Origin of the sequence: Stenotrophomonas sp. ASS1, from assembly GCF_004346925.1 — a bacterium.
In the GTDB taxonomy this organism is placed as follows: domain Bacteria; phylum Pseudomonadota; class Gammaproteobacteria; order Xanthomonadales; family Xanthomonadaceae; genus Stenotrophomonas; species Stenotrophomonas maltophilia_A.
Genome location: NZ_CP031167.1, coordinates 3,258,467 through 3,280,605, shown reverse-complemented (window position 1 = coordinate 3,280,605; position 22,139 = coordinate 3,258,467). Strand labels below are relative to the sequence as shown.

At 67.2% G+C, this 22,139-nt stretch carries 18 protein-coding genes; 6 read left to right on the top strand and 12 right to left on the bottom strand.

What is annotated here, in order from left to right:
• Position 1: 1 nt before the first annotated feature.
• The 4 genes from pdeM to MG068_RS15325 are packed head-to-tail and all read right to left on the bottom strand — an operon-like array spanning position 2 to position 5,691.
• Positions 2-643, bottom strand: a complete 642-nt coding sequence (gene pdeM / locus MG068_RS15340; protein ID WP_132810593.1) for a ligase-associated DNA damage response endonuclease PdeM — start codon at positions 641-643, stop codon at positions 2-4.
• Positions 633-3,092: a ligase-associated DNA damage response DEXH box helicase gene (locus MG068_RS15335; protein WP_132810592.1), complete on the bottom strand. Its 2,460-nt coding sequence runs from the start codon at positions 3,090-3,092 to the stop codon at positions 633-635. The genes pdeM and MG068_RS15335 overlap by 11 nt, the downstream gene beginning before the upstream one ends.
• Positions 3,089-4,696 carry an ATP-dependent DNA ligase gene (locus tag MG068_RS15330; RefSeq protein ID WP_132810591.1) on the bottom strand — a complete coding sequence of 536 codons (1,608 nt, stop codon included), beginning with the start codon at positions 4,694-4,696 and terminating at the stop codon, positions 3,089-3,091. Before MG068_RS15330 ends, MG068_RS15335 begins: the two co-directional genes overlap by 4 nt.
• A complete protein-coding gene (locus MG068_RS15325; RefSeq protein ID WP_132810590.1) occupies positions 4,693-5,691 on the bottom strand; it encodes a ligase-associated DNA damage response exonuclease in 999 nt (332 codons plus the stop codon). Before MG068_RS15325 ends, MG068_RS15330 begins: the two co-directional genes overlap by 4 nt.
• A 113-nt stretch (positions 5,692-5,804) precedes the next feature.
• Here MG068_RS15325 and MG068_RS15320 point away from each other — a divergent pair, with 113 nt between their 5' ends.
• The gene (locus MG068_RS15320; RefSeq protein WP_132810589.1) at positions 5,805-7,442 is read left to right on the top strand and encodes an acyl-CoA dehydrogenase family protein; all 1,638 of its coding nucleotides are present in this window, start codon (positions 5,805-5,807) and stop codon (positions 7,440-7,442) included.
• A 282-nt stretch (positions 7,443-7,724) separates the two neighbouring features.
• Here MG068_RS15320 and MG068_RS15315 read toward each other — a convergent pair whose 3' ends face one another.
• The 3 genes from MG068_RS15315 to MG068_RS15305 form a co-directional block, all read right to left on the bottom strand.
• Positions 7,725-8,135, bottom strand: a complete 411-nt coding sequence (locus MG068_RS15315; protein WP_014647982.1) for a hypothetical protein — start codon at positions 8,133-8,135, stop codon at positions 7,725-7,727.
• 157 nt (positions 8,136-8,292) lie between these two features.
• Positions 8,293-8,634, bottom strand: coding sequence for a hypothetical protein (locus MG068_RS15310; protein ID WP_004153024.1), 342 nt, complete (start codon positions 8,632-8,634; stop codon positions 8,293-8,295).
• A 124-nt stretch (positions 8,635-8,758) separates the two neighbouring features.
• Complete coding sequence (locus MG068_RS15305) at positions 8,759-9,934, bottom strand: thiolase family protein (protein WP_010482849.1); 1,176 nt, start codon at positions 9,932-9,934, stop codon at positions 8,759-8,761.
• Between the two features lie 183 nt (positions 9,935-10,117).
• Between MG068_RS15305 and MG068_RS15300 the strand changes: the two genes are divergently transcribed.
• Positions 10,118-12,958, top strand: coding sequence for an autotransporter serine protease (locus MG068_RS15300; protein WP_132810588.1), 2,841 nt, complete (start codon positions 10,118-10,120; stop codon positions 12,956-12,958).
• Between the two features lie 44 nt (positions 12,959-13,002).
• Here MG068_RS15300 and MG068_RS15295 read toward each other — a convergent pair whose 3' ends face one another.
• Positions 13,003-14,100, bottom strand: coding sequence for a Glu/Leu/Phe/Val dehydrogenase dimerization domain-containing protein (locus tag MG068_RS15295; RefSeq protein WP_010482852.1), 1,098 nt, complete (start codon positions 14,098-14,100; stop codon positions 13,003-13,005).
• A gap of 278 nt (positions 14,101-14,378) precedes the next feature.
• Between MG068_RS15295 and MG068_RS15290 the strand changes: the two genes are divergently transcribed.
• On the top strand, positions 14,379-15,455 hold the full coding sequence (locus tag MG068_RS15290; protein WP_032129353.1) for an HDOD domain-containing protein: 1,077 nt from the start codon (positions 14,379-14,381) through the stop codon (positions 15,453-15,455).
• 3 nt (positions 15,456-15,458) lie between these two features.
• Here MG068_RS15290 and MG068_RS15285 read toward each other — a convergent pair whose 3' ends face one another.
• The 3 genes from MG068_RS15285 to MG068_RS15275 all read right to left on the bottom strand — a co-directional run bounded on the left by MG068_RS15285 (position 15,459) and on the right by MG068_RS15275 (position 18,403).
• Entirely contained in the window at positions 15,459-17,027 is a 1,569-nt protein-coding gene (locus MG068_RS15285) for a phospholipase D family protein (protein WP_206138662.1), read from the bottom strand.
• Between the two features lie 129 nt (positions 17,028-17,156).
• Positions 17,157-17,855 (bottom strand): RNA pseudouridine synthase, encoded by a 699-nt coding sequence (locus MG068_RS15280; RefSeq protein ID WP_132810586.1) that lies wholly within the window; start codon positions 17,853-17,855, stop codon positions 17,157-17,159.
• 47 nt (positions 17,856-17,902) lie between these two features.
• Entirely contained in the window at positions 17,903-18,403 is a 501-nt protein-coding gene (locus tag MG068_RS15275) for a M48 metallopeptidase family protein (protein WP_005414217.1), read from the bottom strand.
• A 62-nt stretch (positions 18,404-18,465) separates the two neighbouring features.
• Here MG068_RS15275 and MG068_RS15270 point away from each other — a divergent pair, with 62 nt between their 5' ends.
• From MG068_RS15270 to MG068_RS15260, 3 genes are all read left to right on the top strand, one after another.
• Positions 18,466-19,023 (top strand): DUF2058 domain-containing protein, encoded by a 558-nt coding sequence (locus MG068_RS15270; protein WP_032129357.1) that lies wholly within the window; start codon positions 18,466-18,468, stop codon positions 19,021-19,023.
• A 160-nt stretch (positions 19,024-19,183) separates the two neighbouring features.
• Positions 19,184-19,450 carry a DksA/TraR family C4-type zinc finger protein gene (locus MG068_RS15265; RefSeq protein WP_032129365.1) on the top strand — a complete coding sequence of 89 codons (267 nt, stop codon included), beginning with the start codon at positions 19,184-19,186 and terminating at the stop codon, positions 19,448-19,450.
• Positions 19,451-19,977: 527 nt separating this feature from the next.
• Positions 19,978-21,329, top strand: a protein-coding gene (locus tag MG068_RS15260) for an IS3-like element ISStma2 family transposase (RefSeq protein ID WP_132810585.1) whose coding sequence is annotated in 2 segments (ribosomal slippage) — positions 19,978-20,425 and positions 20,425-21,329 — 1,353 coding nt in all. Because the reading frame shifts where the segments join, the coding sequence is not laid out codon by codon here.
• Between the two features lie 189 nt (positions 21,330-21,518).
• Here the strand turns inward: MG068_RS15260 and MG068_RS15255 are convergent.
• Positions 21,519-22,112, bottom strand: coding sequence for a mechanosensitive ion channel family protein (locus MG068_RS15255; RefSeq protein WP_080291803.1), 594 nt, complete (start codon positions 22,110-22,112; stop codon positions 21,519-21,521).
• Between the last annotated feature and the right edge of the window lie 27 nt (positions 22,113-22,139).

Sequence of the window (22,139 nt, the reverse complement as noted above, 5' to 3'; positions counted from 1 at the left end):
TTCAAGCCACCGGCAGTTGTACCAGGCCGTTTTCCACGCAGGCGACCCTTTGCTCGCCGCGGGCGGGCACGGGCACGATGCCGGCAGTGAACGCGGAGAAGGCCGGCAGCACCGTCATCCGCTGACGCAGCCAGAACGCGGGGAAGCGCCGTCGCAATGGCGGCAAGGCGACCTGCGGATGCAGATGCCCGGCGATCACATGCAGCTCTGCATCGGGCATCGGCTCATGGCGAAGCAGGAACGGCTGCAGCCGTACTTCATCGTGGATCTGTACCTGCAACTGAGCATGCGGCAGCTGGCGGTCGTGATTGCCACGCAGGACATGCACGTCCAGCGAAGCATTGCGTTCGCGCCATGCCAGCCATTGCTGGTACCACGCAGCGCGATGCGCCGGTCCATGCAGGATGTCACCCAGGATCCACAGCTCGCGACAGGCATGCCTGTCCAGCAGCCCCTGCAGGCGTTGCAGGTCTTCGCCGGTGCCGCCGCTGGGCAATGCGATGCCGGCGCGGCGGAATACATCGGCCTTGCCCAGGTGCAGGTCGGCGATCAACAGCGCCTGCCGCGCGGGCCAGTACAGCGCACGCGCGCCAAGCAGAATCAGCGATTCGCCGGCGCGCAGCAGCGGCAGTTCATCGGCCATGGCGGCGCTCCAGCTGCTGGGCCGCGCGTTGCACGCGGGTGCGCCAGTCCTCGTTGCTGAACTGCCCGCGCAGGCGTTCGGCCCATAACGGGAAGCCCAGTGGCGTGAGTGATGTCGGGTGCTGCACCGAGAGGGCCTGCATGCCGATCCTTGCCAGGACCTGCTGTAGTCCCGGCAGGTCCAGGCTGTCATGCAGCACTTCGCGTTCGGCCAATGCCAATAGCAGGTGGCCGGGGTCATGCTCGCGCAGTACGTCGTAGAGCAGGCCTGCCGAGGCCTGCAGCTGGCGCAGCGATCGCGGCATACCGCCGGGCAGGCTGGGGACCAGCAGGCCCGCTACGCGTGCGATGCCACGGAACTGGCGGCGCGCCAGCTCGCCCAGGTTCACCGCGGCACGCAGATCGTCCAGCAGCTGATCGGGGGTGAACAATGCTCGCCATTGCGCCGCATCCAGTTCGATCGCCTGCGCCGGTGCCAGAACCAGGCCATGATCGTTCACCGCGTAGCCGATGCTGTTGCGCTGCCGGCGGGTACAGCGCAGTGCCAGCAAGGCGGCCAGCGCCTCGTGCACGTGACGGCCGGCAAAAGGGTAGACGAACAGGAACTGGCCGTCGCGGCGCCGCACCTCTTCCACCAGCAGATGCTCTGGTCCGGGAAGCGTCGACAACTGCTGCTGCAGTGCCAGCAAGGGGGACAACCAGCGTGATTCGGCACTGTCGTCGGCGCCGGACAGTACCCACTCCAGCTCGCGGCCGAGCGGCATCGACAGCGGCAACTGGCCTCCCTGCCAGCGTGGCACCACACCATCACCGCGCCCTCGTGCCAGCCGCACGAAGGCGGTCATGTCGCGCAGCTGCACCAGTTCCAGCAGGCGCCCGGCGAACTGGAAACGGTCGCCGCGACGCAGGCGGCTGGCGAACTGTTCTTCCACGGCGCCCAGGCCACCACCGCGCAGGAACTGCACGCGCACGCTGCCATCGCTGCTGATGGTGCCGATCGACAGCCGATGGCGCAGTACCTGGCGGCGATCGTGCATGCGGTAGTAGCCGTCGGCATCACGCACGACCTTGTGGAAATCGGGGTACTGGGCCAGGGCCTGGCCACCCTGCACGATGAACGTCAGCACGGCCTGCCACTGGTCTTCGCCGAGAGATGCGAAGGCATGGGTACGCCGTACCTGCGCCAGCAGCGCATCGCTGTCGAAGCCACCGGCCAGCGCGCGGCTGACCGCATGCTGGGCCAGCACATCCAGCGACAGCGTCGGCGGCCTGCGCGCTTCGACCACGCCTTGGGCCAATGCACGGCGCACCGCGGCGTATTCGGCCAGCTCCAGTGCATGGCTGGGCACGCACAGGATGGAACCGCTGGCACCCGGGCGGTGACGCGCACGTCCCGCGCGTTGGCGCAGGCGGGCCACGCCCTTCGGGCTGCCCAGCTGCAGTACCTGCTCAACCTCGGGGAAGTCCACGCCGAGGTCGAGGCTGGAGGTGGCAACCACGCAGCGCAGCGCGCCCGCGCGCAGGCCATCCTCGACCTGCTGGCGCAGCGCTGGATCCAGCGAGCCGTGGTGCAGCGCAAGCGTGTCCGGGGTTTCCGGCCAGACCGCGGCCAGCGCCTGATGCCACAGTTCTGCCTGCGCACGGGTGTTGGTGAACAACAGGCTGCTGCGTGCCCGCATCAACGCGTCCAGCACCCGCGGCAGCTGCGCCAGGCCCAGATGCCCGGCCCACGGAAAACGTTCGCCGGGTTCCGGCAGCAGGCTGCGCACGCTGATCGCGCGCGTGCGCACGCCCTGCACGATCGGCGCGTCGGGCTGTCCGGGCAGCAGCACGTCGCGCGCCTCATCCAGGTTGCCCAGCGTGGCCGAAAGCCCCCACAGCTGCACTGCAGGCGCAGCTTCGCGCAACACCGTCAGGTTCAACTGCAGCAGCACACCGCGCTTGTTGCCCAGCAGCTCATGCCATTCGTCCACCACCACGCAGCGCAGCTGGCGCATGCGCGGCAACGTATCCGGATAGCTCAGCAGCAGCGCCAGTGATTCGGGCGTGGTTACCAGTACGTCGATGCGGCCTTCGCGGGCCTGGCGCCGCTCGCGGTTGCTGGCGTCACCGCTGCGCAGGCCGACACGCCATCCCAGTCCCAAGCCGTCGACGACGGCCTGGAGCGCGCGTGCGGTATCACTGGCCAACGCGCGCAAGGGCGTTACCCACAGCACCTGCAATGGGCGCACCGCACTGGCGCGGCGGGGCGAGGGCGGTGGATCGATCAGCGCCTGCAGCAACGGCCCGCCGAACATCGCCAGCGTCTTGCCGCTGCCCGTGGGCGTATGCAGCAACCCGGATTCGCCGGCCAGGTAGTGGCGCCACATCGCGCGCTGGAAGGGCAGTGAGCGCCAGCCGCGTGCCGCGAACCAGTCTTCCAGCCGGCGCAGTGCCTGGCTGCGGGTCATCGCGCCAGCGCCTGCAGGCTGGCCAGCTGATCGGCCTCGCTGGCAGGCTTGTCGTGGCGCCAGCGCAGGATGCGCGGAAAGCGCACGGCGATCCCCGACTTGTGCCGGCTGCTGCGGTTGACCGCTTCGAAACCCAGCTCGAACACCTGTTCGGCGCGTACGCTGCGCACCGGCCCGAAACGCTCGCGGGTGTTGGCGCGGATCCAGCGGTCAAGCGCGAGGATCTCCTTGTCGTCCAAGCCCGAATACGCCTTGGCCACCGGCACCAGCGTGTCGCCGTCCCAGACGCCGAAGGTGTAGTCGGTGTACAGCGTGCTGCGCCGCCCATGGCCCGCCTGTGCGTACAAGAGCACCGCATCGATGGTGAGCGGATCGACCTTCCATTTCCACCAGTCACCGCGGCGTCGCCCAGCCAGGTAGGGCGAGCCGCGTCGTTTCAGCATCAGCCCTTCCACGCCACGTTCGCGTGCCACATCGCGCATCGCCGCCGCCTGCGCCCAGTCGACGGCGGCAACGTCGGGCGACAGCTGGATCCGCACATCGTCCAGTGCACCGATGACCGCGGCAAGCCGCGTACGCCGTTCCTGCAACGGCAGCTCACGCAGATCCGCGCCATCGTGCTCCAGCAGGTCATAGGCGAGCACGCGTACCGGCGTGTTGCGCAGAGTCGCTGCTCCTGGCTTGCGACGCTGGATGCGGGTCTGCAGGGCGGTGAATGCGCGCGGCAGGTTGGCGGTCTCGTCCCAGGCCAGCAGCTCTCCGTCCAGCACGCAGCCCTCCGGCAACGGCATCGCGGCGTGCTCGATCTCGGGGAAGCGGCCATCCAGTCGTTCCTCGCCACGGGACCACAGCGCGACTTCTCCACGCCGGCGCAGCAGCTGCAGGCGTATGCCATCCCATTTCCATTCCAGCAGCCAGTCGTCGATCGCGCCGAGGCGTTCGGCAGGATCGCCTTCCAGAGGGGAGGCGAGGAAGAAGGGGTAGGGCTGCTGGCGGTCGGACGGCAGCTCGTCCGGTGACAGCAGTTGAGCCAGCAGCCCGGGCGAGGGGACCCACTCGCCGAGCATGCGCTGGGCGATGCGTGCGATGTCCAGGCCGGACCATTCCGCCAGTGCCTGCTGTACCAGTCGCTGCGAAACGCCAACGCGCAGGGCGCCGGTCAGCAGCTTGTTGAACACCAGGCGTTCGCTGCTGCACAGCTGCCGCCACCCGGCGACGACCGCAGCGCGGCGTACTGCCTCGGGTTGGTTGGCCACGGCCAGCAGATGCTGTTCGATCCAATCAGCCAACGGGCGGTCGGCGGCTGGCTGCGATGGATCATCCAGCAGCAGGGTCAGCGTTTCGGCCAGGTCACCCACCTGCGCATAGCTGTCTTCCACCAACCAGGGGGGCAAGCCGGATTCTTCGGCAATCCAGCCGCGCAGTTCGCCGCTGGCGGCGATCTTCCGGCGTGCGCCGCCCACCTTGCCACCGCTGAGCAGGTACATCGCCCATGCCGCATCGTGCGCGCGCGCCTGGCGGAAGTAGTCGACCAGGGCTGCACGCTTGTCCAGCGTAGCCGTGCTGCGGTCCAGGCGCTGGTAGAGCGCAGCGAAGGCCTTCATTCCTCGCTCCCGAAATCGGTGCGGAAGGCTTCGGCAGCCACGCCGCGCTCGCGCAGGAACGGAATCAACGCATCGGTATTGCCATGGGTAGCGATCACCCGCTGCGCGCCCGTCTGTTCGATGGTCTGCAGCAGTGCTGGCCAATCGGCGTGATCGGAAATGACGAAACCGCGATCGACATTGCGGCGCCGCCGATTGCCGCGCAGCTGCATCCAGCCGGATGCGAAGCCCAGCTGGTGGCGGCCGAAGCGGCGCATCCAGGGCGTACCCGCAGCCGACGGCGGCGCGAGGATCAGCTGGCCGGCGGCATCAGGCTGGCGGCCCTGCTCGGCCACGGTGAGCGTCTCCAGCATCGGCACCCCGGCCTGCCGGTACACCGCCACGCCATTGGCGATGGCGCCGTGCAGCCAGGCTGGTCGATCGTCCAGCGGCAGCAGCTCGGCCAGCACCCGCTGTGCCTTGCCCAATGCGTAGCACAGCAGGATCGCGGCTTCGCCACGTTGTTCGCATTCGCGGCGCCACGCCACGATCTCTGCAGCCACCGCCGGTGTGTCCGGCCAGCGGTAGATCGGCAGTGCGAACGTAGCTTCAGTGATGAAGGTATCGCAGGGCACCACTTCGAACGGTGTGCAGGTCGGATCAGGCTGTCGCTTGTAGTCGCCGGAGGCTAACCAGACCTGCTCGCCGTCGTCGATGCGTACCTGTGACGAACCGAGCACGTGGCCGGCCGGATGCAGCGATACCTGCACCTGCCCCAGGCGGAACGGCACACCCTCGGCATGCGCCTGCACCGGCACGTCACCCAGGCGCCAGCGCAGGATCGGCAGGCTGCCTTCGCTGCAGTGGTACTCCCCCATGCCCGGGCGGGCATGGTCGCCGTGGCCATGGGTGATGACCGCGCGCGCTACCGGTCGCCACGGGTCGATATGGAAATCGCCGGCGGCGCAGTACAGCCCCTCCGGGCGCAGCACCACCAGATCGTCGTTGCCTGCCATGCGGTCACTGTGGCCTGCGTCTCGTGCAGAGGGTGAGAACCGGCCTGAACACGGGCTTGGCAGGCGATGCGGCACAATCGGGCCGCAGACCTCTTGCCGCCAGGATGGACCGGATGAGTGGACCCAGCTTCAGCAGCAACGCACCGTATGAAACCCATGTGGTGTTGAACCAGCCGCCGCCGTTCGCAGGGCGACAGTTGTGGACCGACGACGTGGCGCTGATGGAGGCCGTACAGCGCGAAGGCGCCGCCAGCTTCGCGCCGCGACTGGGTGTCTATGGTGCACTCGCCGGTGATGAACTGTACCGGCTCGGCTTCGATGCCAACCGTGATCGTCCGCGGCTGCGCACGCATGATGCACAGGGCCATCGCATCGACACCGTGGAGTTCCATCCGGCCTATCACCAGTTGATGGACACGGCAAAATCGCACGGTGTCGCTGGATTGTCCTGGCATGAGCCGCAGCCCGGCGCGCACGTGGCACGTGCGGTGTTGAGCTACCTGCATCACCAGGCCGAGGCGGGCACCAGCTGCCCGTTGACCATGACCCATGCGGCAGTGGCGGTACTGCATTCGCAGCCGCATCTGGCCGAGTGGGCGCGCAAGGCCGCTGCGCCGGTCTATGACCCGCGCGACGTGCCGGTGGCGGACAAGGCCGGCATCACCCTGGGCATGGGCATGACCGAGAAGCAGGGCGGCTCGGATGTCCGTGCCAACAGTACGCGCGCCGAACCGATCGATGGCGAGCGTTACCGTCTGGTCGGCCACAAGTGGTTCTTTTCCGCACCGATGTGCGATGGCTTCCTGGTGCTGGCGCAGGCGCCGGGAGGCCTGACCTGCCTGCTGATGCCGCGCCGGCTGGCCGATGGTGACCGCAATGCGTTCCGGTTGATGCGGCTGAAGGACAAGCTCGGCGATTGGGCCAACGCTTCCAGTGAGGTCGAGTTCTGCGGCGCACAGGCATGGCGCGTGGGCGAAGAGGGGCGCGGCGTGGCCACCATCATCGGCATGGTGATGATGACCCGCCTGGACTGCATGCTGGGTGCAGCGGCGGAGATGCGCATGGCGCTGGCGCAGGCGCTGCACCACGCACGTCATCGACGTACCTTCGGCAAGCTGCTGGTCGAGCACCCGCTGATGACCAACGTGCTGGCTGATCTGGCGCTGGAGTCGGAAGCGGCCACGGTGTTGGCGATGCGGATCGCGCGCGCGGTGGATCGCGCTGGTGTGGATGCCAATGAAGCCGCGATGGCGCGGTTGGGGACGGCGCTGGGCAAGTACTGGCTGTGCAAGCGCGCGCCGGCCTTTGTCAATGAAGCGCAGGAATGCCAGGGCGGTGCGGGCTACGTGGAGGAGTCGATGCTGCCGCGCCTGTACCGGCAGGCACCGTTGAATTCGATCTGGGAGGGCAGCGGCAACATCCAGTGCCTGGATGTGCTGCGTGCGCTGGCGCGTGAACCGGAGGCGATGGCGGCGCTGCGCGGTGAGCTGGCATCGGTGGCTGACCGTGATGGGCGCTATGCAGCGGCATTGCAGCGTTGGGCAGCGGCACCGCCACCGGAGGAAGCGCAGGCGCGGCTGTTCTGCGAGCGCACTGCGCTGCTGCTGCAGGCGGCGCTGTTGCTGCGTGCGCGCAGCCCGATGGCGGAGGCGTTCGTGCGTAGCCGGCTGGAAGGGGAGCACGGGCTGGCGTTCGGGACGCTGCCGGCGGGGGTGGAGCTGACGGCGATGCTGGCGCGCGCGCTGCCGTAGGAGGCGGCCAACGGCGGAGCCCCTCGTGGTGGGCGCTGATACTGATGGGTGGGCCGCGCGGGTAGGTCGCGCAGGGGGCGCTGCAAGTACGTCCATGTAAGCTCGGGCGCGCCATCCATGGCGCTTACGCCCCTGCGCAACCTACCCGCGCGTCCGTGGACACTTTCCGTACGCGTCCACCACGGAATCAACAGAAAGAGCAGAGAGCGAAAAGCAGAAAAGCCGCGGCAGTGCCGCGGCTTTTCCTGTAGCGCCGAGGCCATGCTCGGCTGCCGGTAGGGCTTAGTGCTTGGCTTCTTCCTTGGCGGCGTTGGCCTTGGCGTCATTGGCGACATCGCGAGCCTTGTCGGCGACCTTCTGGGCGGCGTTCGCAGTGGCGTCGCTGGCATGTGCGGCGGCATCGGTTGCGGCGTCCTTGGCCTTGTCGGCGGCGTTGGCGGTGGCGTCTGCAGCCTTGTCCAGCGCCTGCTGGGTATCGGCGGCGGCCTGCTCGGACGCGGCAGCGGTCTTGTCGGCGGCGTCGCGGGTGGCTTCGGCGGCCTTGTCCACGGCGTCACGGGCGGCAGCGCCTGCGCTGTCGGCAGCCTGCTGTGCGTCCTGCTTGGCCTGTTCGGCTTCCGGGCCCTTGCAGGCGGCCAGGGCCAGCAGCAGGGAGGCGGCCAGCAGGGTGGTGGTGATCGGACGAATCTTCATGGCGGTCTCCGGTACTGCAATGGATGGGGACGCCAGCCTATTCATGCCGTTGTGAAGACGGGGTCGCGATGCAGCGGCTCAGTCGCGCGCATTCGAAAAAAGAAAAAGCCGCTGGCGAACCAGCGGCTTTTCCAGAACAGCGTGAAGAAAGAAGTTATTACTTCTTGGCTTCTTCAGCAGCGTCCTTGGCCTTCTCAGCGGTGCCTTCAGCAGCCTTGGCAGCGTCAGCAGCGGCGCCGGCAGCGGCGTCGGTGGCAGCAGCGCCAGCCTGGGCAGCAGCGTCAACCGAAGCGTCAGCAGCGGTGGCGGCGGTGTCAGCGGCCTGCTGGGCAGCGTCGGCGGTCTGGGCGCCAGCAGCGGCGGCCTGGTCGGCAGCAGCCTGGGCTTCGGTGGCGGCTTCGTTGGCCGAAGCAGCGGCGTCCTGGGCAGCTTCCTGCTTCGAGCAGGCGGCCAGGGCCAGAGCCAGGGACATCGCGACCAGCAGCTTGTTGATGCTCATTGTGTGAATCCTCGTCGTTAGAATTAGGCAACGCGCATGCTGCGCGCCGACAACATGATGACAAGCCAAGATTGGGTGTCAAGCGATCCCGCATTCATTTTTGCGAAATCATCGTTAAATCTTTTTAAATCAATTCGATGGCGATAGCCGTTGCTTCGCCACCGCCGATGCACAGGGTGGCAATGCCGCGCTTGCCACCGCGCGTGCGCAGGGCGTTGACCAAGGTCACCACCAGGCGTGCACCGGAGGCACCGATCGGATGGCCCAGCGCGCAGGCGCCGCCATTCACGTTGAGCTTGTCGTGCGGAATGCCCAGTTCGCGCATCGGCGCCATCGCCACCACGGCGAAGGCTTCATTGATCTCGAACAGATCGACCTGGTCCAGCGACCAGCCGGTCTTGTCCAGCAGTTTGTGCAGCGCGCCGATCGGGGCGGTGGTGAACCACTCCGGTTCCTGCGAATGGGTCGCGTGGCCGACGATGCGGGCCAGCGGGGTGATGCCGCGAGCGGCTGCATCTTCCTCGGTCAGCAGGACCACTGCAGCAGCGCCGTCGGAGATGCTGGAGGAACTGGCGGCGGTGACGCTGCCGTCCTTCTTGAAGGCCGGGCGCAGGGTCGGGATCTTGGCGATGTCCGAGCGGCCCGGCTGCTCGTCGGTGGTGACCTCGACCTCGCCCTTGCGGGTGGCGACCTTCACCGCGACGATTTCATCGGCGAACGCACCGTTGGCCTGCGCCGCCTGCGCGCGCTTGACCGATTCGATGGCGTAGGCGTCCTGCTCTTCGCGGCTGAACTGGTATTTGTCCACGGCGCATTCGGCGAATTCACCCATCGCCTTGCCGTCATAAGCGTTGACCAGGCCATCGTGGGCCATGTGATCGACCGCCTGGAAGTTGCCGAAGCGGTTGCCGGTGCGCGAGTTCGGCAGCATGTGCGGCGCGTTGGACATCGATTCCATGCCGCCGGCGACAACGATGCTGGCCGAACCGGCCTTGATCAGGTCATGACCGAGCATGATGGTCTTCATGCCCGAGCCGCACACCTTGTTCAGCGTGGTGGCACCGGTCGACAGCGGGATGCCGGCAGCGATCGCCGCCTGGCGGGCGGGCGCCTGGCCGAGGTTGGCCGGCAGCACGCAGCCCATGAGGACTTCGGAAACGTCGCTGGCCGGGATGCCCGACTGTTCCAGGGCGGCAGCGATGGCGGCCGCGCCGAGGGTCGGGGTCGGCACGCCGTTGAACTGGCCGAGGAAGGAGCCGATGGCGGTGCGCTTGGCGGCGGCGATGACGATGTTGGACATGGCAATCTCGTTGATGCGTAAGCAATGTTCGGAAAGGAGACCGGGGGCCGTTGGATGTGCCCCGGTTTCCCGGCAGACTGCGTGGGGGTCGACCCAAGTATAGAGGGTCGGGGAGGGCCGCCGCTGGGCGCGGCCGCACGCCTGCCGGGATGAAGGCAGGACAACGTTCATGGGAAGGAATCGATGGAACGCACGATGATGGTGAGGTCTGCCCTTGGAACCGCGCTGGTGGTAGCGCTGACGGCCTGTGGTGGAGGTGGCGGGGGCGGCAACGTGCGCATCGATACCCCGCCACCACCGCCGCCACCGACTACCCCGCCACCGACGACGCCGCCCCCGGTCAAACCGCAGGAGCCGGCCTTCGACGCGCATCTGTCAGTCACCAATGCGCGCGCCGCACAGGCTGCCGGCCTGACCGGCCAGAACGTGCGCATCGGCATCGTCGACTCCGGCGTGCAGCGCAATGCGGTGGCGTTGAATGGCCGGGTGCTGGCCAACCTCAACTACATCGATCCGGCCAGGAACAATCTGGGTGTCGATGATGTGGTCGGCCACGGCACCGCCGTGGCCAGCCTCGCCGCCGGCGCGGCAACGGGCTCCTGGCCGGGTGGCATCGCGCCAAAGGCGCAGATCGTGTCGGCACGGATCATTGCCGACAAGCCGCCCGTCGATGACGGCAGCGGCAAGGGCAATTCCTTCAGCGGCCCGCTGGGCGTGGCCCAGGTCCACCAGGACCTGATCAGCTACAACGTGAAGGTGATGAACAATTCGTGGGGCGGCCTGTACTGGACCGACCTGCCGACCACCGCGCAGGTGGCCGCCGAATATCGCCCCTTCGTGATCAACCATGGCGGGCTGGTGGTGTTCGCCGCGGGCAATGATGGCCGCAGCGAGCCGAGCAGCCTGGCCGCACTGCCCAGCCAGCAGGGCGTGGCCGGCACGCTGCCGGCTGCCGACCTGGAGCGCGGCTGGCTGGTGGCCACCGCCGTGGATCCGTATGCGCCCGGTACGCTGGCCAGCTATGCCAATGCCTGTGGCCAGGCGGCCCGCTACTGCCTGGCGGCGCCCGGCAGCGCGGTCTACCCCGATGCCAACGGTGGCAGCTACTACTGGAACTACGGCACGTCATTCGCGGCGCCCTTGATTTCCGGTGCGGCGGCGCTGGTCTGGGAGCGCTTCCCGTACTTCAGCAACGATCTGGTGCGGCAGACCCTGCTGGGCACCGCCAAGGATATCGGCGCGCCGGGCGTGGATCTGGTGTTCGGCTACGGCCTGCTCGACATCGGTCGTGCGATCAACGGTCCGGGTCGTTTCGACTGGGGTGATGTGGTCGCCAACGTGGATCTGGCCTCGACCGGCTCGGCGTGGCGCAACGATATCGTCGGCAGCGGCGGGCTGGTCAAGCAGGGCGGGGGCACCCTGGTGCTGACCGGCAACAACAGCTACACCGGTGCCACCCGCATCGAACGCGGCATCCTGTCGCTGCAGAACGGTGGCGTGATCCGTTCCAACGTGACCATCCTCGGCCAGTCCGATCCGGATTCGACCGGCCTGCAGTTCAATGGCGGCACGCCCCGCGTGATCGGCAATGTGGTCAACGGCAGCAGCGTATTCCTCACCACCGGCAACACCACCGGCACCATCGAGGGCAACTACACGCAGCAGGCAGGTGGCCAGCTGATGATCGCGCTCGGTGCCAATGCGCTGCAGGTGACCGGCAATGCCGCCATCGACGGTGGCGTGCGCGTGCATGGCTTCGTTTCCGGCTACGTGCCACAGAACGGCAGCCGGCAGGACCTGATCCATGCGGCAGGCGGACTCAGCGGCACCTTCAGTACGCCGGCTACCTCCAGTGGCCTGCAGGGCCTGTCGTTGCTGCAGAGCAGCTACGGCTATGACAGCAACAACGTGTGGTTGAACCTGACCCAGGTCAGCGTCACCGCAGCGGCCAGCGGGCTGGGGGCGTCCGCCCAGGTGGCAGCACAGCGCCTGGAAGGTGCATTCGCAGCGCTGGACAAAAACACAGGCCTGCAGGGATCGGCCTTTGGTGCAGCGGCCGGTGCCCTGCAGTGGACCGGCGGTGGCCCGCAGGGCCTGGCCGCCAGCCTGCAGAGCCTGTCCGGTCAAGCGCATGCGCGAGCCGAAGCAGCGACCTTCGACAGCATCGACATGTCGCGGCGTGCGATCGCCGAGCGCTTTGATCGTGTACAGGCCGCACCGCGCCTGCGCGGGAGCTGGCAGAGCGCGCTGGGTGAGGCGGGGCAGGGCGGCTTCGCCGGCAACGCTGCCGACAGCCGGGGCTGGATGGCCGGCCAGGATCTGCCACTGGGCAGCAACGGCCTGATGGGCGTGGCGTTTGGCGAGACCCGCAGCACTGGTGGCAGCAGTTTCGGCGGTGATCGTGGGCGTGATCGCCAGGCGCAGGCACAGTTGTATGCCGGCTGGAATCTGGGACGTGGCTACGCGCTGGCCCAGGTGGGGAGCGGACAGTTCACCCGCGCGCTGGATCGTCAGCTGCTGCTCGGTGCGGGTGCCTATGGCGTCTCCGCGCGGTACGGCGGCCGTTTCAGCAGTGCCAGCGTGGAGGGCGGGTACCGGCTGGGGCGTGCGGGCGCATCGATGACGCCCTACGTCGGTGCCAGCACCACGCGTGTGGAGACCGACGCCTTCAATGAACTCGGCGGCTTTGGTTTCGGCCTGCGGGGCGATGCCAACCGCGTGCAGCGCAGCCAGATGCTGGCCGGTATCCGCGGCGAGCGCGGCTGGGGGCGTTGGACGCTGCGTGGGCATGCCGAATGGCAGCAACGGCTTGATGGTGCGGATGCGGACTGGCAGGCCAGCTTCGTCGGCGTCGATGCCTGGGCGCCGTTGGCGGGCTGGAACGCGCCGCGCGGCAGTGCGCTGATCGGCGTGGCGCTGGAATCGTGGTGGGGCCGCAATGGGCGCCTGAGCCTGGGCTTCGACCAGCGCGTTGGTGGCGAAGGTGCGCGGCAGGCCGCCTTGCGCTACAGCACCGGCTTCTGAAGGACGGCTCGCGCCGGGTCATGCCCGGCGCGACATCGGCAGGTTCAACCGCCGCGCAGGTTGCCCAGGCGCGGGGTGCTGCGGCCCAGCGGCATCTTCAGCTTGCCGATCGACAGGATGCGGCTTTCGGCGATGCGGTCGGCGGCACGCTGCGGCGCGATGTTCTCGCGCTGCGACAGTTCGAAGATGCGGGTGAGGTTGTGGTAGATGCTGCGGATCAGGCGCATTGCGCGTTCGCGGTTGTAACCGTCGATCTCCAGCGACACGTTCATCACGCCACCGGCGTTGACTGCATAGTCCGGCGCATACAGGATGCCGCGCGCATGCAGCTCGTCGCCGATTTCCAGGCTCGACAGCTGGTTGTTGGCGGTGCCGCAGATGATCTTCGCCTTGATCCGCGGCAGCGTGTCGGCATTGATCGCACCTTCCAGCGCGCACGGTGCGAACACGTCGGCGTTCACCTCGTGGATCTCATCCGGCTTGACTGCTTCGGCGCCGAAATCGCTGACCGCGCGATCAACCAGCGCGCTGTCCAGGTCGGTGACGTACAGCTTGGCACCGCGGTCGCGCAGCAGCTTCACCAGTTCCATGCCGATGTGGCCCAGGCCCTGCACGGCGATGCTGGTCTTGCCCACTTCCTCATGGCCGAACTTGAAGCGCATCGACGCCATCAGTGCCTGCAGCGCACCGTAGGCGGTGAACGGGGCGGGATCGCCGGAGCCACCATGGACCTGGTGCACGCCGGTCACGAACTGGCTTTCCAGGTAGATGTTCTCCATGTCGTTGACGTCGGTTCCGACGTCCTCGGCGGTGATGTAGCGCCCGCCCAGTGAATCGACATAGCGGCCGAAGGCACGGAACAGCACCTCGGTCTTGTCCACTTTGGGGTCGCCGATGATCACCGCCTTGCCGCCACCCACGTTGAGGCCGGCCAGTGCATTCTTGTAGGTCATCGTCCGGCTCAGCCGCAGCGCATCGGCCAGCGCCTCGTCGGTGCTGGCGTAGGGGCGCATGCGCACGCCGCCCAGGGCCGGGCCGAGGGTGGTGTTGTGGATGGCGATGATCGCCTTCAGGCCGGCGTCGTGGTTGTGGCAGAACACCACCTGTTCGTGGCCGGTGGTGGCGAGGGTTTCGAATAGCATGGCGTCTCCGATGGCGCGATCAGCGGCGAACTGCAGCGAACGGCCAGTGAACGGTAGGGTCCCAAAACAAAAAAAGCGACGTCGTCGGTGCAGGGGGACGGGTCGCGCGGCGCCATTCTAGTCCATTCCCCCGGCCGGTGCCGTCGACATCGGTGGCCTTCCGGTTAAAGAAGATGAAAGTTCGGCCGATGCTGCGACGACGGCGGGTGGCCGGATTCGCGTGAAGAGGCAGGGCGGTCAGTGACGGCAAGGGCACCACAACGACAGGGCGGGCGGCGATGACGCCGGCCTGGTGGCGATCACTGCGTGGCTGGCTGGCGCGCTCGACCGGGACGGCACCGTCCCGGTTGGCGGCGGCGTCGCGGCAGGCGGTGGCGGCGGCTGCGGCCAGCCTGCAGGGCGAGGCTCTGCCTTCGGCCGAGATCGCTGCACATCTGCAGCGTGGCCTGCATGCGCTGGCCCTGTACCCGCGCCTGGCCGGTGAATCCACAGCGGTGCAGGCTGCGGGGTTGGGCGAGGCGGTGGCGCGCGCGCTGCAGGACCGGGACTGGGCGGCCCGTCAGCTGCCGCGCCGCCCGCAACTGCTGCCGCAGCTGATCCAGACGGTCAACGACGATGCTGCGTCGGCGCGGGTGATGGCGGCGATCATCGGCCAGGACCCGGTGCTGACCGGCAACCTGCTGCGCATCGCCAACAGCCCGGCCTACAAGGTGCACGAGCGCCCGGTGGAAAGCCTGCAGCGGGCGGTGACGCTGGTCGGTACCGAAGGCGTGCGACAGATCATCAGCGCAGTTCTGGTGCAGCCGGTGATGCAGGTGCAGTGCGAGGTGTTTCCGCAGTTCAGCACAATCATCTGGGAGCACGCACTGCTGGCCTCGCGCGCAGCCGCTGACCACGCGCGCACGGTCACTTTCGGCGATGCCTTCGCCGCCCAGTGGCTGGGCCTGGTACAGGGGCTGGGGGCCGCGCTGGTGATGCGCCAGCTGCTGCAGGAAGCGCAGGCACGCGATGAAACGGTGGAGCCGGCGCTGGCGCTGCAGCTGCTCCAACAGTGGTCGCTGCCGTTGGCGCAACGCGTGGCTGCGGCCTGGGAGCTGCCCGAGCCGGTGCACCAGGCGCTGGCGCCCGAGGCGGATGGCCCGCTGGCCGACAGCCTGCGCCTTGCCAGCGCGGCCGCAGCGGCCAGCCTGCTGTGCCGGCACGGACATGCCAGCCAGAGCCGCATGCTGGCCCTGCTTGAACAGTTGCCTTCGGCGCCGCCGCATGCGCTGCGCTGGATCTGGCGGCGCCTGCATGGGCGCAGCGTGGAAACACGGGATGACGCCGGACAGGAAGAGGCAGGTCCTGCGCCCTGAGCGCTACAGCTGCGATTCCACCGGCAGCCAGCTGATCACCCGCGACAACCAGCGTTTGCGCGCCGTTGCCCCCGGCTCGGCCTCCACCCAGTGCGGTGGCGGTTCGCGCTCCAGCCAGCGCAACCGGCGACGGTCATCCAGCGCCAGCCACCAGCTGTGCCTGGGATCAGCCAGGCGCAGGTACTCGTCCCGCAGCTGTGCGCCCAGCACCGGATCGTCGAACAGCACGCCCATCTCGGTGTTCAGATAGGCCGAGCGCGGGTCGAGGTTGAACGAACCGACAAAACCGCGGCGGTCATCGACCAGGAACGCCTTGGTATGCAGGCTGGCGCCGCTGCTGCCGAACACGCCGGCATCGCCGGACTGCCCTTGTGCCTTCAGTTCGTAAAGGTGGACGCCGGCTTCAAGCAACGGCACGCGGTAGCCCATGTAGCCACCATGTACGGCGGCGACGTCATTGGCGGCCAGTGAGTTGGTGACCACGCCGACCTGCACGCCCCGCCCGGACATGGCCGAAAAGCCATCCAGGCCCTCGTTGCCGGGAACGAAGTAGGGCGAGATCAACAGGGCCTTGTGCCTGGCGGCCTGCAGCTCGCTGATCAGGGTCGACACCAGCCAGGCAGCGCGATCGTCCTTGCGGTGCTTCATCGGCGGGTCGGACACGATGCGCACTGCACCGCTCCAGCGCAGCGGCTCGGGGCTCGGGCGCTGGCGCTTGCGCGATTCGGCCACGCGCGCCAGGTACGGCAGGGCCACGTCCCGCTGCGCCTCATGGTCCGATTCGCGCACCAGCAGGCGCAGTTGTGCGTCGGTATGGAAGGCAAGCGCGGATACCGGAATGGCGGTTTCGCTGTTCCAGTAGTCGTCGAAGATGCGGTTGGCCTGCTCCACGGCGGGGCCGGCGACCAGCAGGTCCAGATCCTGGAAGTTCACATCGGTGCGCGCGCTGAAATACTCCTCGCCGATGTTGCGGCCACCGACGATCGCGACGCGGCCATCGGCGATCCAGCTCTTGTTGTGCATGCGGTGGTTCACGCTGAAGAAGCGCTGCACCATCTCCACCATGCGCAGGATGCCGGTCCGGTTGCGGAACGGGTTGTACAGGCGGATCTCGATGTTCGGATGCGCATCGAGTGCCATCATCAACGCGTCCTTGTCCTTGGCGTTCATGTCGTCAAGCAGGATGCGCACGCGCACGCCGCGCTCGGCGGCGTCGTACAGCGCCTTGGCCATCAGATGGCCGATCAGGTCGTCGTGCCAGATGTAGTACTGCAGGTCCAGGCTGCGGCCTGCATGCGCGGTGATCATCGCGCGCGCGGCGAAGGCATCCATGCCATCACTGAGGAACGCCACGCCGGACTGCCCGGGGTGTGCGTCCTGCAGCGGCACGATCTGCTGGTCGATGCGGGTCTGCGCCGGCTGCAGTGGCAGCACATGCGAGGGTGCGCCCTGTGCCTGCGGGGTGAGGTGGTCGGCCAGCAGCAGCCCGGACAGGACCAGCAGCAACAGCGCGGCGAGGATGATCGCAGCGACGCGCGGCAGGCGTCGCCACAGGGGCTTGGGCAGGCTCATGCCCCGATGGTAGATCCACGCCGTGCGTGGATGAAAGCCAACAGACCTATCGCCGTAGATCCACGCCATGCGTGGATGGGGTCAGAGCCCTTTCCCGCGGAAAGGGATCCGACCCCGAGGGTTGAAGGGTCAGAACCGTTCGTCGCTGCCCAGGTAACGCCACTGCCCCGCAGGCAGCGGTCCCAGTGCCACGCGGCCAATCCGCAGCCGACGCACGGCCGCGACCTGCAGGCCGGCAGCGGTGACCGCCACGCGCAGGCCCTTGGCCGTCAGGCCCTTGCCGGCGAAGCGCAGGCGCTGCTCGCTCTGCCAGCTGACCTTGGCGCCGCCCGATTCCTGCTGCAGCCGCGCCATCAGCCACGGGCCGCGCTCGGGACCGCCTTCGGCCACTTCGATCAGGTATTCCTGTTCGGTGCGGCCCAGATTGCGCTGCAGATGGGCCAGCGTGGCCGGGTCCTGGCTGACCACCACCAGGCCGCTGTCGCTGGCCGGAAGCGAGGCGGCCAGCTGCAGGCCGTGGAAGTGACGCTGAAGCGGACGGATGTCGCTGGCATCAAGTTCGCTGCGGCTGTCACTGCTGACCAGCGCACACATGGTTTCAGCGGCAACGCCTGCCGGCTTGTGCAGCAGCATGCTGACCCGCTCGGCCTTTTCATCGCTGGCCTGCTCGGCCACGACGATCACCGCGCTGTCATCGACCGGGCGCTGCGGCTGCTCGACCACCTCGCCATTGACGCTGACCCAGCCGCCTTCGATGTAGCGCCGCGCTTCACCGCGCGGGATGCCGAGCAGGGCGGACAGGCGTTTGTCGAGGCGGATCGGTTCCATGGCGGAAAGGTCAGGCAGGGGGCGCGCAGTGTAGCCGCTGCGGCCGGTCAGCGCTGGCCGCGGTTGGCCAGCTCGGTCAGGTACAGGCGGGTATCGAACTCCAGCTGCAGGTACTCCGGCTCCATGTGCTGGCACAGCTGGTAGAAGGCCTTGTTGTGATCGGCTTCCTTCAGGTGGGCCAGTTCATGCACCACGATCATGCGCAGGAACGCCGCTGGTGCCTGGCGGAACACGGTGGCGATGCGGATCTCGCGGCTGGCCTTGAGGCGGCCGCCGTGCACGCGGGAGATGGCGGTATGGGTGCCCAGCGCATGCTTGATCACTTCCAGCGTGTTGTCGTAGCAGACCTTGTTGAGCGGCACCGACTTGCGCAGGTAGCGGTCCTTCAGCTCCTGCGTGTAGTCGTACAGCTGGCGGTCGCTGCGCACCTCGTGCGGATCGGGATAGCGCTGCTGCAGCCAGGGGCCGAGCTTGCCCTGCGCCAGTAGTTCACTGACCTGGGCGACCAGGGGTTCGGGATAGCCGGTGAGGTACTTCAGGACTGCCATGCAGGGGCGGCGGGGCGTCGGTAGAATGGGGCATCCAAGATTACACGCGGTACGCATCGACCATGGCAAAGCCCAACGCGCTGCAGGAACAATTGCTCAAGGCCGGCCTGGCCAAGAAGTCGCAGGCCAGCGCTGCCGCGAGCGCGCAGGCCAAGGCCCGGCAGGGCAAGGCCGAATCGACCTCGGCCGATGTCCAGCGCGAGGCTGAACGGGCCCGCGCCGAGAAGGTCGAGCGCGACCGCGCATTGGCCGCCGAGCGCAATGCCCAGGCCAGGCAGGCTGAACAGAAGGCCCAGGCCCGGCAGATCATCACGGCCCATGCCGTGCCTCACAAGGGCGACGACGAGTACCGCTTCAGCGATGGCGCGGCGATCCGCACCCTGCTGATCGACCCCAAGCTGCGCAAGGCGCTGTCGGTGGGCGTGCTGGTCATCGTTGCCCACGGCGAGGGCTACGCCCTGCTGCCGCGCGCCGCTGCCGAAAAAGTGCGTGAACGCGCCCCGGAGGCGATCATCGTCGACCATGGCCAGCCGGGCTCGACCGCCGAGATCTCCACCGGCAATGCCGAGGACGACGCCTACTACGCGCAGTTCCAGGTGCCGGACGACCTGGTCTGGTAAGCCAAAAAGGGGACGGAGGGGATTAAGTCGCAAATGGCCTGCTCCGGCCCGTCTGCCTTCTGCTCAGCTTGCTGAAGGCCCGCCGGTCATGGCTCGGCGCTACCGTTTACTGCGCGGCGTATCGTCCCCATATCAGGCGACACACCTGCGGAGGATGGCCATGGCCACCGGTTGGGCGGGAGACGGCGCGGTCCAGGACCAGATCGACGCCACCGTCGACGATGCGATCGCCCGCGCGCGGCGCCAGCTGCGCGAGGGTCCTGGTCTGGAACATTGTGAGGAATGCGACGCGCCGATCCCGTTGGCGCGGCGCCAGGCCGTGCCCGGGGTACGGCTGTGCGTGGCGTGCCAGCAGGCGCATGACGACGAAGCGCAGGCGCATGCCGGCTACAACCGGCGTGGCAGCAAGGACAGCCAGTTGAGGTAAAGGTTGTTCGGCAGGGCTTGCCGCCCTGCACCTGCCGAAGCCTTCAAGCCAAGGCAACTTCAACGTCAAAAGCGGGCATTCCGCAGGTAGGCGGGACTGTGTGGGTAGACAGGACACGCCGTAAACCCCCCTCCGGGGTCCGGCCCAGCCGCTGGCGGCTGGGCGTTCGGGCGCTTGCGAAGCAGTGCTTCGCAAGCAAAGCGCCCTCACCCATGGGGGCTCGATGGCGCCATCCATGGCGCCAACGGTCCTGCCTACCCACACCGTCCCGCCTCTGACAGATTCCCGGGATCTGGTAGATCCACGCCATGCGTGGATGAATCTCCATCGAAGTCGAATATTTCGAGATCCGAGACATTTGAGCCGAGCATGGCTCGGCTCTACCGCAATGCGGGCAGATCGCGGAAATCTGTCGAAGGCGGGGTGGGTCCGGTGGCGGGAGTGTCCGCGGCATGGATGCCGCGGCCAAGCCCCCATGGTGAAGTGACCCCCGGGAGTTGGACGCTAGATCCAACCCCGAGGGATACATGAACAAATACGACGCGCGTTTCAAACTGCAGGTCGCCAAAGAGGCCTGCAAGACCTCCACATCGGTAAAAGCCATTGCCCGTCGCCACGGCCTGGAGTTCTCCACGGTCAGGCGCTGGGTGGCGACCTATCGGCTGCATGGGAGGCGGGGATTTCATCGCCAGGCCCGGTCCTATGACCTCCCGTTCAAACTGGCTGTCCTGGAGAAAATGAGCCAGGACGGCCTGTCCGGGCGCGAGGCCACCACCTACTTTCAAATTGGCGATGCCGGCGCGGTGGGACGATGGCGGCGCCTGTATGCTCAAGGCGGTGCCCAAGCGTTGGCACCCCCTCCGCCGCCGCCCCGAAAGCCGATGAAAAAGACCCGTTCGTCCAAGCCACCTGAGGATATGAGCCGCGATGAGCTGCTCAAGGAAGTCGCCTATCTGCGTGCGGAGACCGACTACCTAAAAAAACTCGATGCCTTGATCCGGGAAGAGCAGGCGGCGCAGGACGCAAAGCGCAAGCCGTCCAAGGATTGAGGCAGGTTCATACGCTGTCGCTTCTGCTCGAAGCAGCTGAGCTGTCACGCAGTACGTTCTATTACCAGAACCATGTCCTGGCCCATCCGGATCAGGATGAGGCAGCCCTGTGCGAGCGCATCCGTGCAATCTACGATCAAAGCCAAGGGCGCTATGGCTATCGCACGGTGACGCTGGAATTAGCCAATCAGGGTCATCGGACCAATCACAAGCGGGTTCAGCGCCTGATGGGGGAGATGGGGCTGAAATCGCGGGTGCGTGTGAAGCGCTACCAGGCCTTCAAGGGGGCGGCCAATGTTGTGGTTGGCAATGACCTCAATCGCCAGTTCCATGCCGAGCGGCCCAACCAGAAGTGGGTGACTGACGTGACCGAGTTCAAGGTGCAGGGCATGAAGCTATACCTGTCGCCGATCATGGACCTCTACAACGGCGAAATCGTGGCTTATCAGATCAAGCGTCGGCCCGTATTTGATCTGGTGGGTCAAATGCTGGAGGAGGCCATCAAGAAGCTTTCCCCGGATGAGCGCCCCATGATCCACTCCGACCAGGGCTGGCAGTACCAGCATGAAAACTACCGGCACATGCTGGAAAAGCACTCGTTGAAGCAAAGCATGTCCCGGCGCGGCAACTGCCTGGACAATGCGGCGATGGAGAGCTTCTTTGGAACGCTGAAGTCGGAATTCTTCTACCTGAACAGCTTTGACAGCCTCGAGAGTCTGGAGGCTGGGCTGGTGGAATACATCCAGTACTACAACGAAGAACGCATCAAACTGAAACTGAAAGGTCTGAGCCCGATAAAGTACCGGGAGCAGGCCCAATCGGCCGCCTGACCCCGTCCAAGTCTCGGGGGTCACTTCATGGACGGGTTTACGGCGTCTCCCGCCATCGGATCCATCCCGCCAACCCACGGAATGCCGGCTTTTGTTTTTGCCTTTGCTGTTGCTGGTGCTGTTGCTGTTGCTGTTGCTGTTGCTCCAGCTCGTAGCAGGTGCAGGGCGCAGCCCTGCCGAAAACCACCCTCAGCCGTCGCCCTGGATGCCGCCGGGGGCCTGCGCCGGGTCGCGCCAGCGGCGCACCGTGCGCTGGAAGAACAGGTTGTTCGGTAGCTGCAGCACCGTGCCCTCGTGGCCGTCGCCGGTTTCCTGCAGCGTGGTGTAGATCAGGTTCACGTCGATCACCCGGCCCTTCAGGCCCGGCTTCTCGCCGTTTTCCAGCACCTCGATGTAGTCGTGCAGGCGGAACGGGCGGGTGGTGAAGATCAGCAGCGTGCAGAAGATGTTGGACAGCACGCTCCACGCCGCGAAGAAGGCCACCGCGCCCACGGCTGCAAAGCCGGTGAACGCGGTCCACAGCACCGACGGCTTTGCGCCGAGCAGGCTGAGGATGTACAGCAGGGCACTGAAATAGACCACGAAACTGGTGATCCGGCGCGCGCCCATCACCATTTCCGGCGGCAGCGTGTAGTGCTCGGCGAAGCGGCGGATCAGGCGACGGGCGAGCACGCGCAGGAGCCATGCGACCAGCAGCACCAGTACGATCTGCAGCGCCACGCCGGCGTAGTTCAACCACGGGTGGGTCCAGGCGGGCAGGTGATCCTTCAGCGACAACATCATGGGGCGAAAACAGGCGGCGGGAACGGC